At 58.3% G+C, this 14,648-nt stretch carries 12 protein-coding genes; 5 read left to right on the plus strand and 7 right to left on the minus strand.

The genetic code is table 11. The annotated features are described in order from the left end of the window. Positions 1-175: 175 nt before the first annotated feature. The 5 genes from DCC27_RS03985 to DCC27_RS12075 are packed head-to-tail and all read left to right on the plus strand — an operon-like array spanning position 176 to position 4,623. Entirely contained in the window at positions 176-805 is a 630-nt protein-coding gene (locus DCC27_RS03985) for a hypothetical protein (protein WP_110100527.1), read from the plus strand. Continuing rightward, the gene (locus tag DCC27_RS03990; RefSeq protein ID WP_110110188.1) at positions 802-3,510 is read left to right on the plus strand and encodes an FtsK/SpoIIIE domain-containing protein; all 2,709 of its coding nucleotides are present in this window, start codon (positions 802-804) and stop codon (positions 3,508-3,510) included. Before DCC27_RS03985 ends, DCC27_RS03990 begins: the two co-directional genes overlap by 4 nt. Beyond that, positions 3,510-4,007: a hypothetical protein gene (locus DCC27_RS03995; protein WP_110098401.1), complete on the plus strand. Its 498-nt coding sequence runs from the start codon at positions 3,510-3,512 to the stop codon at positions 4,005-4,007. The genes DCC27_RS03990 and DCC27_RS03995 overlap by 1 nt, the downstream gene beginning before the upstream one ends. 2 nt (positions 4,008-4,009) lie before the next feature. Next, complete coding sequence (locus DCC27_RS04000; protein ID WP_110098402.1) at positions 4,010-4,270, plus strand: hypothetical protein; 261 nt, start codon at positions 4,010-4,012, stop codon at positions 4,268-4,270. An 11-nt stretch (positions 4,271-4,281) separates the two neighbouring features. Beyond that, positions 4,282-4,623 carry a hypothetical protein gene (locus DCC27_RS12075; RefSeq protein WP_148707502.1) on the plus strand — a complete coding sequence of 114 codons (342 nt, stop codon included), beginning with the start codon at positions 4,282-4,284 and terminating at the stop codon, positions 4,621-4,623. Between the two features lie 341 nt (positions 4,624-4,964). On the opposite strand, the gene DCC27_RS04005 is transcribed toward DCC27_RS12075, so the two are convergent. From DCC27_RS04005 to DCC27_RS04035, 7 genes are all read right to left on the minus strand, one after another. Continuing rightward, positions 4,965-5,858, minus strand: coding sequence for a GIY-YIG nuclease family protein (locus tag DCC27_RS04005; protein WP_199445860.1), 894 nt, complete (start codon positions 5,856-5,858; stop codon positions 4,965-4,967). 21 nt (positions 5,859-5,879) lie between these two features. Beyond that, positions 5,880-6,872, minus strand: a complete 993-nt coding sequence (holA, locus tag DCC27_RS04010) for a DNA polymerase III subunit delta (RefSeq protein WP_110098404.1) — start codon at positions 6,870-6,872, stop codon at positions 5,880-5,882. A 5-nt stretch (positions 6,873-6,877) separates the two neighbouring features. Further along, positions 6,878-9,427, minus strand: coding sequence for a ComEC/Rec2 family competence protein (locus tag DCC27_RS04015; RefSeq protein WP_110110189.1), 2,550 nt, complete (start codon positions 9,425-9,427; stop codon positions 6,878-6,880). Next, positions 9,408-10,169: a ComEA family DNA-binding protein gene (locus DCC27_RS04020; protein WP_110110190.1), complete on the minus strand. Its 762-nt coding sequence runs from the start codon at positions 10,167-10,169 to the stop codon at positions 9,408-9,410. Before DCC27_RS04020 ends, DCC27_RS04015 begins: the two co-directional genes overlap by 20 nt. Positions 10,170-10,248: 79 nt before the next feature. Then, positions 10,249-11,217 (minus strand): DegV family protein, encoded by a 969-nt coding sequence (locus DCC27_RS04025; RefSeq protein WP_110110191.1) that lies wholly within the window; start codon positions 11,215-11,217, stop codon positions 10,249-10,251. 13 nt (positions 11,218-11,230) lie between these two features. Next, positions 11,231-13,729, minus strand: coding sequence for a leucine--tRNA ligase (leuS, locus tag DCC27_RS04030; protein ID WP_110110192.1), 2,499 nt, complete (start codon positions 13,727-13,729; stop codon positions 11,231-11,233). 89 nt (positions 13,730-13,818) lie between these two features. Next, entirely contained in the window at positions 13,819-14,481 is a 663-nt protein-coding gene (locus tag DCC27_RS04035; protein ID WP_110110193.1) for a hypothetical protein, read from the minus strand. Between the last annotated feature and the right edge of the window lie 167 nt (positions 14,482-14,648).

Raw genomic sequence — 14,648 nt, forward strand, 5'->3', positions numbered from 1 at the left:
CTTAAAGCACAGGGGACACCCCCCATTTTCCAACTTCGGTATCCCGCGTTTTCGTGTGGGGTATTTCCTCCTGTACAAGATCTGCTGGATGTGTTTTCCAGCACAGATGCCTGATAGTTAATGTAACATCGGTTACATCACGGCACGAGAACCACCGCTTGTAGAAAGGTCCGCGTTGACAATTCCCAAGAGTTCGCCGAAACGACTGGATCCGTCGACTGCCGCCGAGATGCTGTCCATTCCGCACGATGCTTCGCCGAGTGTCATCGATCAAGCTACCGATCGAACCGTCGAACTTATTTCCGCCGAGGGGCGAAAGTCTCAACAACATCATGTTCGTGATGCTCGCCGAACTCTAACTGACCCCGAGTGGGCAGCCCGCGAACGAGTAACTCTCGGTTACGCCGGGTTCGCCGCGCTCCTGCTCACAGAGGTCGCCGCTTTTGTATGCGCATTTCAGCTCATCACCGGCTGGGACGCTTTTTTATCTATAATCCCCGAGGACGTCACCCCACCGGAGAACATGGTTTTCGCACCACTGATTCTCAACATCCTCTGGTTTGCAGCCATCATTTGGAGACCTTTGTCTCCACTAGGTGGCCGGAACCAAGCAAGAAAGCTATTCTGGAGCGCTCTTGGCCTAGCACTCGTGGCAGACTTGGTGGTTGCAACCTCCGTTGTCTTCTCAGACGTCGATACACCGTATGCGTTCTCACCATTTATCACCATCGTGATCGCGCTCGTGCTGTGCACCACACTTGACTTGCTCGCCAAGAACCGAGAAGAGAAAGGTGGATTCCCGTGAATATCACAACACGCATCGCTCATCTTCGACAATCCATCGGTTCACTGGCAGGACAAGCTCACGTTGCCCAAACAGATGCTGAAAAGCGAATCTCCGCAAATCGTGCTGAAGCCAGCGAACAGCTCCAGCACGCAATCCAAGACGCCGAGGCCGTCTATCGATCAGGTGAAATTTCTGCCACAGCTTCCCGCGAGAACGCGGTCGCACGATTACTCAGCGAACTACGAAAAGCAGACCCATCGTCCCGTGTTCGAGACATTCCTGAGAATGGAGGAGTCCGTGCCCCAAATCCCCTTACTCGGGTTGGGACCATTCACGGACAACGGGGGGATGAGGCCCCGCTCAGCATTCCTTTGATCGATAGTTCAGGGGTCGTTATCAGTTCAACCCAGCAGACACGCGAACTCGCCCTACAGCTAGTACGGTCTGTGGTCGCCGATGTCGTCTCCCAAATACCCGCCCTACACCTGCGGCTGAGTCTCTTCGACCCCAATGTCAGTAGTGAACTCGCCGATTTCGGACCCCTCAAAGACGCACGACCGCAAACCGCACCGAAGCCTATGTCAGAAGTGCACGAACTACGCCAGCGTTTGGGCGAGATCTTTGCGCACGTACAAGAAACGGCGTCCATGCTCAAACAAGTACAGTCCCCATCGTTGTCTGAGTATTGGAAAACACTCGATACCCCTGAAGGCGAATACCACGTGCTGGTTTTGCTCGACTATCCAGCGGGACTCGATAAAGAAGGAGCACAGCGACTGGCCAAGTTCAGTCACGTTGCGAATAAGGGAGCGTTCCTCATTGTCTTGCGCACGCTGGACCACGATATGGACGAAGATCTCGTTACCGCCGATGAGAAGATCCTTTCCGGCTGTGAACACGTTATTGTCCATCCACATTCGATAGAGATTGCCGGATACCCTCCCTCTGACCGATTTCAGACTCACATTTCCTACGACTCGACGGCTGTACGAGATGTCGTGAAGGACGCTGTTAGAACCGCCCGGGAGGCAAAAGGTCCGGTCATTCCGCTTCAGTCGGTGCTCCGGGATAGTGATGTCGAATTCTGGCAGTCGAGTGCTATAGACGGTCTCGAAACCGTCATTGGCAGATATCAAAAAGAGCCACTGATCGTGCGACTGCGTGGCGCATCGCCGCCGATCGCTAATATGCTGATCGGTGGTGCTGTCGGGCAGGGCAAGTCCAATCTCCTGCTTAATATCGTCTACGGATTGGCCTACGCGTACCCGCCTGAGGAGCTCGAACTCTATCTGTTGGATTTCAAGGAAGGTCTTGAGTTCAAGAAGTTCGGTCCCGACAAGAATGGGGAAAACTGGCTACCCCATGCCTCTCTCCTGGGCCTCCACACGCGTCAGGAAGATGGACTTATAGCGTTGCGTAACATCCAGCAACGGGTCGAGAAGCGAAAAAGACTCTTCCAAAACGCCGGAGCTGAAGACTACGAAACCTACCGCCGTATGGGCCATGAGATTCCCCGATTGGTCGTCGTTATCGACGAGTTCCAAGTACCGTTCTCGGGGAATAACGCTCAGTCCGAAGAAGCTGTCACACTCATCGAGCAGTTGTCCAGGCAAAGTCGTGCCACAGGCACACATCTTATTTTGGCCTCGCAAGCTCTGTCCGGAATCGAGGCACTTCACAGCAAACGGGATTCGGTTTTGGGACAGTTTCACGCGCGCCTATCGTTGAAGAATAACGCGAGCGAATCTGAGATGTTCTTCTCTCACGAAAACAGAGCTGCCGCGGACTTAACCTATCGTGGCGAAGTCATACTCAACGAGAATATCGGCGAAGATGTCGATAAAAATAAACGGGGAATATGTGCCCTCGCCGACCGATCGTTCATAGCATCTCTTCAGACCCATATGTGGGAGCAGTCTGCTGGAGGAATACGCCGTTATCCGTTTAGGTTCACCCCTGACAGTTACATGCCGTTCAGCGCACACGGCAAGTTGGACCTTGAAACCGACGATCCCGAAGATATCGTTCTCGACCTGGGCCGCCAGCTTAGCGTCGAGGAGCAGTCGGCGACCTACACGATGAACGATGATGTTAATCAAGCATTGGCTGTTGTTGGAGCCAGCGGTGGTGAAACCGCTGGCATCTTGGCGGCCGCGGTCCGATCTCTCTATCTCGCGCGCCCCCAGGAACAAATCTTCGTGGTCAACGTTGATTCTGCAACCCGCCCTGCCTGGCTCGACGGTCTCGAAGCCCGTGAGCCCGCACTCGCTCGTCAGCTCAGGTACATCGCACGGGAGCAGGCCAGCGAATTTGTTGCGGACTCACTACCAACGATGCGCGATGCATCCATCATCATGCTCGGTCTGCAGAAGATTCGTGGTCTTAGCGACCGCCTGAACTCAGATCCGGATAGTTTTACGCGACTCGATCCTTCTGACTTCCTCGCAGAGCAGATTGGCGACACACCAAGCACCAATCTCCGGTTTGTTCTTCGTTTCGGGAGCATTGAGTCGGTCAAGTCGGTTTTCGGGTATCGCGGTAATGTCATCGGCTGCTATGCGCTCGTCAACCAAGACAAAAACACGCTGCTCGACGTCACACAAGAATATAACTTCCCAATACCGACTGACTCACCACGTTTCGTGTTGCACTCTCGGGGCACCGGAGGATCGACGTTGACTGCCGTGCCCTATGAAGCCCCCTTGCTGAAGGAGACGAATTGATGAACGGTGGATCACTGACGAACGCAGAAGCCGTCGCCCGTTACCGGACGCTGGTTGAGAATTTACTGAAGGAAGATTCATCCTTTGAACGCCAGATCTCCGGGCATGACAAGACACGAACGTCCTCGATCCACACGGCGCAACACGAGCATGATTCCCAAATGCGGCGGCTCGAGGAAACCTCAGCCCGGGTGAAAAAGATGTGGCAGGACACTGTCGACTTCGCGGAAGGCACCGGATCCGAAGCGACCCCGCCACAAGACATTATTCGTTTCGAAGACAGTAATCGTATCGACAACGAGCGTGAGCGGTTAAGGCAGGAGTGGGAAATCGTCAGTCGAGATCACGCCCAGCTGGAGGCGATCCAACGTTTCGATGACGAAACCCGCAGTTCCCGCATCATAAACCGGGTTCTCTTGCTGATGGCAATTCTTACTCCCACGATCGGAGCTGTTGTCGTTCTGATCAGAGCCGCACTCATGTACTTAGGAGGATAGTGATGTCCGTTCTCGAAAATCTTCGTGGCCTGACTTTAGAGCTCTCCGCCGACACGCAACGTACCGGTGAGAGTCTCAGTGCCTATAGCCATGAATTCAACAAGCAACGAGTCCGCATTAACGATACGTTGCGTGGTAGCACTCAGCGGAAAGATCAGGAACTGATGGCCACCGTAGACGATGCGGAACGCCAAGTACGACAAGCGGTTCTTGCACTACAAAGAGCCAGCCGTGTCGCCCGCGATTATGCACATAATTTGTAAGGACCGTTTTAATGTACGCACAAGAAATTTCTCGACTCAAATCCGAGATTTCTGAGCTTCAGAACCTTAGGCATCGGATTTCCTCCGCCAGTGGCCGTTGCGAAAGACTCATTGCCCGTCTCGAACCGATCGCCGAGAGAGCGCATCTTGCCACTGCGGGGAGTATTTCAGAACAGCATCACCAGATGGTCGGCGCAGCGACAGAAGCACACCGGCAACTACGTTCTACTCGGGAACGACTCAGCGATTCGGCACACGCCGTCCTGTCGCAGTTGCACCGTCTCGAAGCTGAAATCTCGCGGCTTCGAAGCTTGCAACAGGAGGCAGAACGCCACGAAGCCTCAAGGAGATGATGATGACATCAGAAGTTGAACGTCTCATATTCGCTCTGGACGAGTTGGCTCGCGAAGCCGATTCCTTTGCACGGGAAAGCTGGGACTTGAGTCGAGACATCGGTGGTCTTTCGGGTTCTATGACAGATATTTCAAGTACCATCTCGCTAGAAACTAGTCACCGCGCGGCAAGAAACGCCCATGAACAAGCTATCGCAATAGCCCGCGCGGCACGCTCCTATACTGACCGGCTCTGATACGAGGGATAACCTTTTGTCTGGATCACCCGGTGACGGAACGTGTCGCCGAAACTCTAAAATGAGTTCAGCAACGAGAACGCATCACCTGTGATTACTGAGCTTCTACAGCTCCCGTTCCTTTGCCTCAAGTTGTTTCAGAGTCAGCCCATCAGCGTTTTTCCACAGATCGAGACCATTAAGGCTACTGCCACCCACAAAGCATGCAGCAGTGGAAGGACTACCGAGTAGCAAATCCGATGTGAGGACATCATCCGAGCCGATATGGTCTCGGTACTTTTCTCGCAATTTTCGAATACCGCGCCTTTCGCCACTGGTGGTGATGTCATCATCGGGCCTCAACCTCGCACCTGCCAGCACGATGAATCCATCGCTAGCTTGCCGTCCTCGAGCTTCAGTTCCTGCGTAACTGAAGTACAGCGTTGGTTCATCAGCCGGTTCCTGCTCGACTGGATTGACCACGTTGTGGTCCTTGGACTCGTCAACCGGGTCAAACATCTTATATCCCAGTGCTGCGACGACTAGTTTAACGTTGGCTATGAATTCTCTAAGCTCGGCTTCTTTCTCTTCGGTCACGGTACCCGGCGACGGGTCATTGGCGTTGGTGACCCTGAATCGCCCAGCGTCCTTGGCCAAGGTAAAGAAGCTGTTTTCGAGAAAACTGATTTCGGTGGCCCCGAAGGAATCGTCCGAGGTCACAATGGCGATCGCGTGGGTCCAGTAGTCTAAGCCGTCCTGACCAATATGCTCAAGAATCCGCCCGAGAACGCCCTTGCCGTTCTTTCGTTCTCTGGCTTGGCCGATATAGACCTTTGGGGTTTCGTCTTCGGTACCCACCAAGAAATACACGCCGGTTTGTTTCAGATCATCTCGAGATTTCGCCTCTTGAAGCATCGTGCGAGGGATGAGATGGGTGACTCCGGTCCAATTTCGTAGGGTCGCTTTCTTCCGGCCGTTGGCCGTGCCATCCATGAGGAAAAGTTGTATTGTTCTGCCCACCACTGGTGTCTATCTCTCCCCCTAGCGTCTGGTGCCCTGTGCCACCCGGATGATCATGCGTTCCACTGAATAGTCCGGGTCCCGGGCCAGGCCTTTAGCCTCGGCATCTGCCTGAGCAATCAGCTCGATGGCCTGAGCGATCCCCGGCGCGGTCCAGCGGCGGGTGGTTGCCGCAATTCGCTTGGCCTGCCAAGGCGCAACACCGAGGGTCTGTGCAATTTGTCCTTGCCCAATTCTGGCATCAATGATTCTGGCGATTTGGCGGGCCTTCATTGCCAGCGCTGCGGTAATGGCCACGGGCGAGACGCCGGTCAGCAGGGAATGCCGGAGCAGTCCGACGGCTTGAGCGATCTGGCCATCTAAGGTGGCATCGGCGACTTTGAATGCGGTGGCCTGCACACGCCCGCCATAGTAGCGGTCGACGACCTGCTCGGTCACGGGGCCTTCCACGTCTGAGATCAGCTGGTCCACAGCTGAGGCCAATTCACCCATATCGGAACCGACCGCGTCCACCAAAGCGCGGATAGCTTCGGAGGCGACCTTTTTACGGTGGACTTTGAACTCTTGCGTGACAAACTCCAACTTGTCGCGGTCAGACTTGATGCTTTCGCACTCGACCACAGTGCCCGACTTCTTGAGGACGTCGAGAAGTTTCTTACCCCGGTTACCCCCGGTATGTCGCATCAGCAAAGTGACATCGTCGGCCGGGTCCTTGACGTATTGCAACGCCTCGGCGAGGAACGCATCGTTCATTTTCTGTAAGTCATCGACCTGGATCAATTTAGCTTGGCTAAACAGCGAAGGACTCGCCAACATGGTCAGTTGGCCCGGCTCGTAGTCAGCTGCGGAGAGTCGGTGGGTTTCCAGATCTGGTTCTTGCTCCCGTACGGTAGCCCGCACACGATCAGTCACCCGCATCGCGATGAAATCTTCCGGACCACGCAACAACATGATCGGTGCGGGTTCAACGGTCCGCCAGGAGGCGGTGGAGGCGCGTTTGGTACCAGCGGGCATGGTCTCTAGTCTAGTCGCGCAGTCGACGGGATTAGTGCGTTGTCTTCCACTTCCAAACCATAGTGACCATGTTCATCGGTTCTGAGCACTGAGCCGTAGGTTTCAATCGCCTCCACGATTTCATCAGCTGGATGTCCATAACTATTCTCCTCACCGACACCAATAAGACCCACACTCGGTTCAAGATGGTGAATGATCTCCGTTCCACCGTTGCGAGCGCCGTGGTGGCCGACCTTCAGGACATCGATGTGTTCTGGAACCTCATCCTCACGAATCAAACGTGCCATCGCGTCTTCTTCGAGGTCTCCTGTGGTGAGCACCGAGAGGCTGGTTCCGTCGTAGCTGATCTGCAGGTGCATGACGATGGACGCGTTGTTCTCGTTGGTGGCGTTGCGATCGGCCGCAATCACCTGCCAGTCGACCATGATTTCCTCATCGGCCACGTCTCCGGTGGTGTCACCCTGCATCCCGGGTTCGGCGTGGACGACCAGACTGTGATCTAGTGGCAGGCTGGCCGTCTCGTCTGCCGTGGAGTACAGCACCGACTCGATGGTGTCGGTTGCCTCAAGGACCCCATCTATTCCTCCGTAGTGGTCCTCGTGGTGGTGAGTGACCACCAATAATTCCACGTGGTCAATGTCGTGTCGGTTCAGACAGGCGGCGGCTAAGTCCTCTTCTGGGCCGGTGTCGATTACGATTGCGGAGTTCTCTGCAGTACGAATCAAGAACATGTCTCCCTGTCCGACATCGCACCCGAGCATGACCCAGTTTTCACCGACTCGTTGTTGTGGTGCCGGAACCAGGACCGCAATCTGAGCCATCAGCGCCACCAACACCACCACAACGCAGATCACCAGACCTTTCTGGCGCACCAGCCGGGTGGGAGAGATCGCGACGGCCAGCCGTGTTGTGAGAGTGGGGCGAGGGTAGCTGGTCACCGCCGGTGGGGTGCGACGTTGCCACCGCATCAGAACATATAGTCCGCACATCGCTCCGGCCAGGTGCAGGATAGTCACGACCCCTCCCAGGGCTCCTTCAGGCCAAGCAACCAGCGCTGCCGGCCAGGAAGACACCCACAAGGCAATAGCCCCAATTCCGGCTGCGGGCACAGCGATCACGCTCAGGATGAGTCCCGAGACCCAGGGAAGCACCGGAATGAGGAACGCGGCCAGTGTTCCGGGAACCGTGATGAACGGGACCAGCGGAGCCGCCAGCAGGTTCGCCGGGACAGCAAAAAGGTCGACGTTTCCGGTCATCGAAATGATGATGGGCTGACAGGCCACCTGGGAGACCGTGGACACAGCCAGCGCCGCCGACACGAGGGTGGCCACCACATCGGGTACGACCCTAGCCCTAACCAGCAGAGCTTCTAGGGCTTGTTGTAGAGGTGCAGCGGCGATGACAATGGCCAGTGTCGCTGCCAAGGACAGTTGGAACGCCGGGTGTTGTGCGAGCTGTGGTAAGAACACGAGGATGCCGATCACCGCACAACACAGCACCGGTAGGGCGTGTTTACCTCGTCCGAAGAAGATCACCCATGCTGAGATCGCACCCATCACCCCGGCGCGCACCACCGACGGTTCCCAGCCGACGATGTCGACGAAGATCACCAGGGTCCCTAACACTCCGGTCAACACCACAGCCGGTGGTGCCCGCAAAGAGCGCAGTGCTAATGTCACCGCACCGGCAATCAAGGAACAGTTAGCTCCCGATACCGCGGATAGGTGGCTCAGCCCGGCAGTTTTCATCGCCTCGTTGAGCTCATCGCTTTCCGCTGAGCGGTCTCCCAGAATGAGCCCGGGCAGAAGTTGCTCGGCGGTGCCGAACGTGTCGCGAGAGTGCTCGCGTAGCCCTGAGCGGATGATCTCTCGTCCAGTAGTCCCGGTGCTGTCGTGGATTGCTGGCCGCTGACAGTCTCCAGGTTGGGGCCCGGTATCGGCGGAGAAGAACACCGTACCCGATCCCTCGGCCGGCTGTGGCGTCCCAAACAGGCAGATGTGGTCACCGACGGCGACCGTGGCCCACCGCTCATCGTTGCTGGAAATCATCAACTCGGCCGGGTGGTCGATCTCGGTGAGCTCGGTACCGAATCGCTCGACACTGGCCTGCACGAACCAGCGAGTACCAAATTGTCCTGCCGAGGACGTCGGGGTTTCCTCCACCTCGACGTGGACTCGGATCTGTTCTTGGGCTGCCACGGCCTCGGCCCACCCGGATTCTTCGGCCTGTAGCCGCTGGTGGAAGGCACTGGTGACCGGTGCCAGGGCCAGCCACAAGCCCAACGCCAGAACGGCTGTCAGGCGAGCCACCATCCCGGCGCGTCGGTGCGTACCCGTCCGGCGACGTGACCGAAAGAACAACCCGGTACAGATCAGTCCCAGCCCTAAGCACAGCAACGGGATCGCTCGGGCCTTCTCGACCGAGAGGCTCGGAATCCATAAACATCCCACCAGGCTGACTCCCACCGCCGGAAGCAGTCGGATATCGACCGGTAGCACCCGAGGCGGCTCGATACTGTGTCGGAGGTCGGGGGTTTCAGAAGCTGACGAGACCATCGAGCCGTTCCAACGTCGCCGGACCAATACCGGAGACTGCTTCTAAATCCGCCAGTGACCCAAACGGTCCGTGGTGGTCGCGATGGTGGATGATCTTTTCCGCGGTCGCCGGCCCGACACCCGGCAAGCTCTCCAGTCCCGCCGCATCAGCCGTATTGACGTTGACCGCTTCCCCATCGGCTACTGGCTCTCCCCCACCACCGGTTGTGCTGGCACCACCCGATCCGGCCGGAGCCTGGTCCTGGCTGTCCTGATCCGGTACAAGAATCTGTTGACCGTCCTGGACAGGGGCGGCCAGGTTGAGTCCTTCCAACACCGCATCCTCGGTGGGCCCGCCGGCAGCATCCAGCGCGTCGATGACCCGATCCTCGGTGGTCAGTTCGTAGACCCCTGGGTTGGCGACCTCACCGACCACGTGGACCACCACGTGAGGCTGGTCTGCACTGATATCTGCCCCGTTGTCCTGACTGTCGCTACCGTCCACATCAGCAACCGCAGTGTCAGCCCCGGTTTCTTGGAGCTCGATGCGGTCTTCGACCTCCCCGGTGTCATCAGCTGATGCGGGCAGGTTGATGGACAGCCACCGGAACAGCCACCACGTTCCGGCGATGATCACACAGATCACCAGCGCGGAGACGGCAATGCGTGTCCGCCATAAGGGTGAGGAACTGTCCTGGGTAACTGCAGTGTCTGGTCCCGTGTCTGGTCCGTCGGCTGGATGGTGATGCTGGTGTTGGCCCATGCTCCCAAGCTTGCCGACAGGACGCCAGCTGATCAGCCCACGGCCACCAACTGTGGACAGTGGCCCTTGTCTCGTGCGTCTAGAGAATGGTGCTGTAGTCCAGCTCGGGGCTGATGCTCACACCTAGGGCGCCTAACCCCAGGTGAGCTACCAGCACGGCCGGGATCATCAGCACCGGCACTGGTGCGGTGGAGTATTCATCGATGCGGGCGGCCAGCTCCATGGCGGAGTCGAGATTGCCGTAACCGTGTACGGCCAGGCGGATGGGGCGTTGTGTGGCAGCTTGGGCGACTTTATCCACCATGATCTGTTGGGCTTTGGCAAAATTCCGGGGTCGGTCCATCAACTGGATGGCTCCCTCGTTCAGGGTCAGCACCGGCCGGACCTGGAGTAGTTGCCCCAGCAGACCGGTCAGTGGCGGAATGCGTCCACCTTTGCGTAACTGGTCCAGGTTTGGGACCGTGAAATACACCTGCGAGGCTGTGGCTTGTTCATCAATGAGCTGTGTCAGCTTGGTTGCCGGAATGCCGTTATGGCCACGGACCACCGCATCCACCACCGCGTATCCCATGGCCATTCCGGAGGTCAGGGTGTCGACGATCTCGACCGGAATGGGTGATTGGGTGGCTGCCAGTCGGGCGGCTTCCACGGTGCCGGAGATCTTGCCGGAGACGTGCACCGAGACAATGGACCCGTAGCCCTGTTCGGCGATCCGCTCGTAGAGTTGCCGGAATTGTCCCGGTGCGGGCCGGGAGGTGCGCACCGCAGTACCAGCTGCTAGCGCGATGGGGAGCTCGTCGTTGGTATCGGCAGAGCCATCGGAGTGGATCTGCTCGCCAATCATCACCGGCATGGCAATCTGGCGCAACTGGGAGCCGGTCGGTAGCGTGATGGCAACCGCTTCGGGAAGCGCCGAGGAGGTGTCGGTGACGATCACCGTCCGGTCTTTGCGGGGCGGTTTGATGTATCGTCCCAGACCGGGCACCTCGGCCCGGATTTTTCGGGCCCGGGTGTGCAGGTCGGTCAGCCAGCGGGTGTAGGTTGCCATACCAGACGGTGTCCTAGCCGGTCACGATATTGACCAGTTTGGGTTCCTTGACGATGATCTTGCGAATCTCGGCGCCGTCGAGGAATTTCTGGACTTTCTCTGAGGCCAGGGCTTTGGCTTCCAGCTCCTCGGCGGTAATCGAGGTCGGGACCTCGAACTTATCGCGCAGTTTGCCTTTGACCTGCACCACGGCGGTGATGCTGTCTTCCACCAATAGCTCGGGGTCGACGGTGGGCCAAAACGACCGGGACACCGACGGCTCGTGGCCCAACAACGCCCACATGTCTTCGGCGGTATAGGGGGCTACCAGGGACAGTAGCTGGGCCAGGACTTCCACGGCCTCACGCACGGCCGGGTCGGCGATTCCTTGCTTGCTGGAATCCACGGTTTTCCGGACCGTATTGACCAACTCCATGCACCGAGCGACGACCACGTTGAACTTGTGGTCATCCAGTAGAGTGTCGGCCTCATCGACGGTTTTGTGTGTCTTCTGGCGGAGCGAGACGGTTCCGGCGGAGGGGTCGGTACCGACTGGCGCACCGGATTCGTTGATGTCGCGGGCCAATCGCCAGGCCCGGGCGAGAAACTTCAGCGAGGACTGTGGGGACACCTGGGCCCAGTCGATATCGTCTTCCGGCGGGGAGGCAAAAACCATGGTGAGTCGTACGGCATCGACACCGAAGGTGTCGAGCTGTTCACCCAGGTCCACACCATTACCTAGAGACTTGGACATCGCCTTGCCCTGGTTGAGAACCTGCCCCTGGTTGAGTAGCCGGGAGAACGGTTCCACGAAGGAGACCAGCCCCATGTCGTAGAGGGCCTTGGTGAAGAACCGGGAGTACAGCAGGTGCAAGATCGCGTGCTCCACACCGCCGACATATTGGTCAACCGGTAGCCAGCGGTCCACGGCGTCCCGGTCCCAGCAGGCGGTGTCCACGTTCGGGGAGGCATAGCGGATGTAGTACCAGGAGGAGTCCACGAACGTGTCCATGGTGTCGGTATCTCGTTGTGCGGCACCGCCACAGTTCGGGCAGTCGACGTTGACCCATTCGGTAGCGGCCGCTAGTGGCGAGGTGCCTTTGGGTGCTAGCTGTTCGCCGGTGAGATTCTCGGGCTGGCGGACCGGAAGCTGGTCTTCGGGCACCGGGACTTCACCGCAGTCCGGGCAGTGAATGATCGGGATGCAGGCGCCCCAGAACCGTTGCCGCGATAGTAACCAATCGCGCAACCGGTAATTTACCGCAGCCCGTCCGGTTCCTCGGGCCTCCAGCGACTCAATGGCTTTGGCCTGGGCTGCGGTAGAGTCCAGGCCGGTGAGTTCTCCGGAGTTGACCAGGGTGCCGTGAGCGACGGTGGCGAGCTTGGTCTCTTCGGGGTTGTCTTCTCCGTTGTCGACTACCTGGCGCACCGGTAGGCCGATGGCGACGGCGAAGTCCATATCGTGCTGGTCGTGAGCGGGCACGGCCATAATCGCCCCGGTGCCGTAGTCCGAGAGCACATAGTCCGAGGCCCAGACCGGGATGCGTTCTCCGGACAGCGGGTTGATGGCGTAGCGCCCCAAAAACACGCCGGTCTTGTCCCGGTCGGTGGCCTGACGCTCAATATCGGAGACCTTCTTCAGCTCTTCCTGATAGGCCTCCAATTTGGCGCGGTGCTCATCATCAACGAGTTCGCCGGCCAGCTCAGCGTCGGCGGCCACCACCATGAACGTGGCACCGTAGAGCGTGTCGGCACGGGTGGTATAGATTTCGATCTCCGGGCCGTCTTCGATCTGGAAGTTCACATTCGCCCCGGTGGAGCGACCAATCCAGTTACGTTGCATGGCCAACACCCGGTCCGGCCACTTGCCTTCCAGGGCTTCCATGTCGTCGAGCAGGCGGTCGGCATAGTCGGTGATCTTGAAGTACCACTGGTTCAGGCTCTTTTTGGTCACCTGGGTGCCACACCGCTCGCAGGCGCCGTCGACGACCTGCTCATTGGCCAACACGGTCTGATCTTTCGGGCACCAGTTCACCGGGGAGTTTTTCCGGTAGGCCAGCCCGTGTTTGTAGAACTGCAGGAACAGCCACTGGGTCCAGCGGTAGTATTCCGGGTCCGAGGTGTGCAGCTCGGTGTCCCAGTCCACCGAGATGGCGTAGCGCTGGAAGGATGCCTTCTGGGTTTCGATGTTCTGGTAGGTCCATTCCGCCGGGTGGCTATTGCGCTTAATCGCGGCGTTTTCGGCCGGCAGACCGAAAGAGTCCCATCCGATTGGGTGGAGCACATCGTAGCCTTTGAGCATCCAATACCGGGAGACCACATCCCCCATCGCGAAGGCTTCGGCGTGGCCCATGTGCAGGTCCCCGGAAGGGTAGGGAAACATATCCAGGACATAGCGTCGTTCCCGGCTGCCATCATCAGCAGGAGCGAAAGTGCGGTGCTCGGTCCAGTAGGTCCCCCAGCGTTTCTCCAGGGTCCGGAAATCGTAGTCCGTCTCGTGGTGATCGGGGGCTGGTGAAGTCGAGTCAGTCACTGGATTCCTGTTCGAAAGGTGGGTGGTGGGGTTGGGCTCACCGCGGGTGAGCCGGTGAGCTGGTGGCACGGGGCCATAACGTCATTAGTCTAGTGTAGGTCCTCGGTCAGTTCCGCACGGATCTCAGTCATCCATGCGTCCAGATCCTGGACAGCATCGATCTCTTCTTGGCTATTGGGTTCTTCCAGATCAATCAAAAAGACGCGTTGCTCAGCTTCCCCCGGTAGCGATAGCTCCAGCACTTCTCCATCCTCGGAGCCTGCCCACTGTACCTCAGGGTGCAAGCCGGCAACCAGGCCCGCCTCCCAGAGCCCTTCGAGTCGCGCCTCATAGCGTGGGGCAAATCGGGCATTCTCGGCAGAGCCCGACCAGGCATCGGCGAGGCCGTCCGGCATGCGGGGGAACATCCCATGGCGTTGGGCGAAGCTGACTCCGACAGGAATGGGTCGAATGACATCCCCGACGGTGATCAGTCCGGGTCGTTCGGCGGTGACCACGAGCTGGCCGGTGGCTACTGTTTCGTCAAATTCCACTCGACCCAGGGTGGTTCCCAGTGCAATCCGCGCACCAGCCAGTGACTGGAGCTCTTCTAAGCCTGCCCTGACAACCAGGGTGTCGGCCGTCGGTTGAGCGGCTGTGGCCTTGATGTAGGTGGTCTGGGTTGTCGGTGCTATGCGAAGGTCCACGGTCACCTCAAGGGCATCGCACGGTGCGTCAGGTGCCAGACCATCGAGAGCTGTCACGGTGAACATGAGACCATGCTACGCCGACGTCAGTCGACAGAGACCCCACAGCAGTGAACGGCTCATGAAAACCATCACGGAGCGTCCACCGCTGTGGGGTCGGTGTCGTGAGGGGCTAGGGGTTCGTGCTGGCGACGACGGTTGAGAAGGTAGCCAAACCGGTCGAAGCAAGGCTA

It is taken from the genome of Auritidibacter sp. NML130574, assembly GCF_003185725.2.
GTDB classification, from domain to species: Bacteria; Actinomycetota; Actinomycetes; order Actinomycetales; family Micrococcaceae; genus Auritidibacter; species Auritidibacter ignavus.

Excerpts from the sequence above, each read along its gene's own strand:
- DCC27_RS04020 (WP_110110190.1), bottom strand. The coding sequence starts at position 10,169 with ATGGGCCAACACCAGCATCACCATCCAGCCGACGGACCAGACACGGGA.
- holA (WP_110098404.1), bottom strand. The coding sequence starts at position 6,872 with ATGCCCGCTGGTACCAAACGCGCCTCCACCGCCTCCTGGCGGACCGTT.
- DCC27_RS12075 (WP_148707502.1), top strand. The coding sequence starts at position 4,282 with ATGTACGCACAAGAAATTTCTCGACTCAAATCCGAGATTTCTGAGCTT.
- DCC27_RS04000 (WP_110098402.1), top strand. The coding sequence starts at position 4,010 with ATGTCCGTTCTCGAAAATCTTCGTGGCCTGACTTTAGAGCTCTCCGCC.
- DCC27_RS04035 (WP_110110193.1), bottom strand. The coding sequence starts at position 14,481 with ATGTTCACCGTGACAGCTCTCGATGGTCTGGCACCTGACGCACCGTGC.
- DCC27_RS03995 (WP_110098401.1), top strand. The coding sequence starts at position 3,510 with ATGAACGGTGGATCACTGACGAACGCAGAAGCCGTCGCCCGTTACCGG.
- DCC27_RS04025 (WP_110110191.1), bottom strand. The coding sequence starts at position 11,217 with ATGGCAACCTACACCCGCTGGCTGACCGACCTGCACACCCGGGCCCGA.
- DCC27_RS04015 (WP_110110189.1), bottom strand. The coding sequence starts at position 9,427 with ATGGTCTCGTCAGCTTCTGAAACCCCCGACCTCCGACACAGTATCGAG.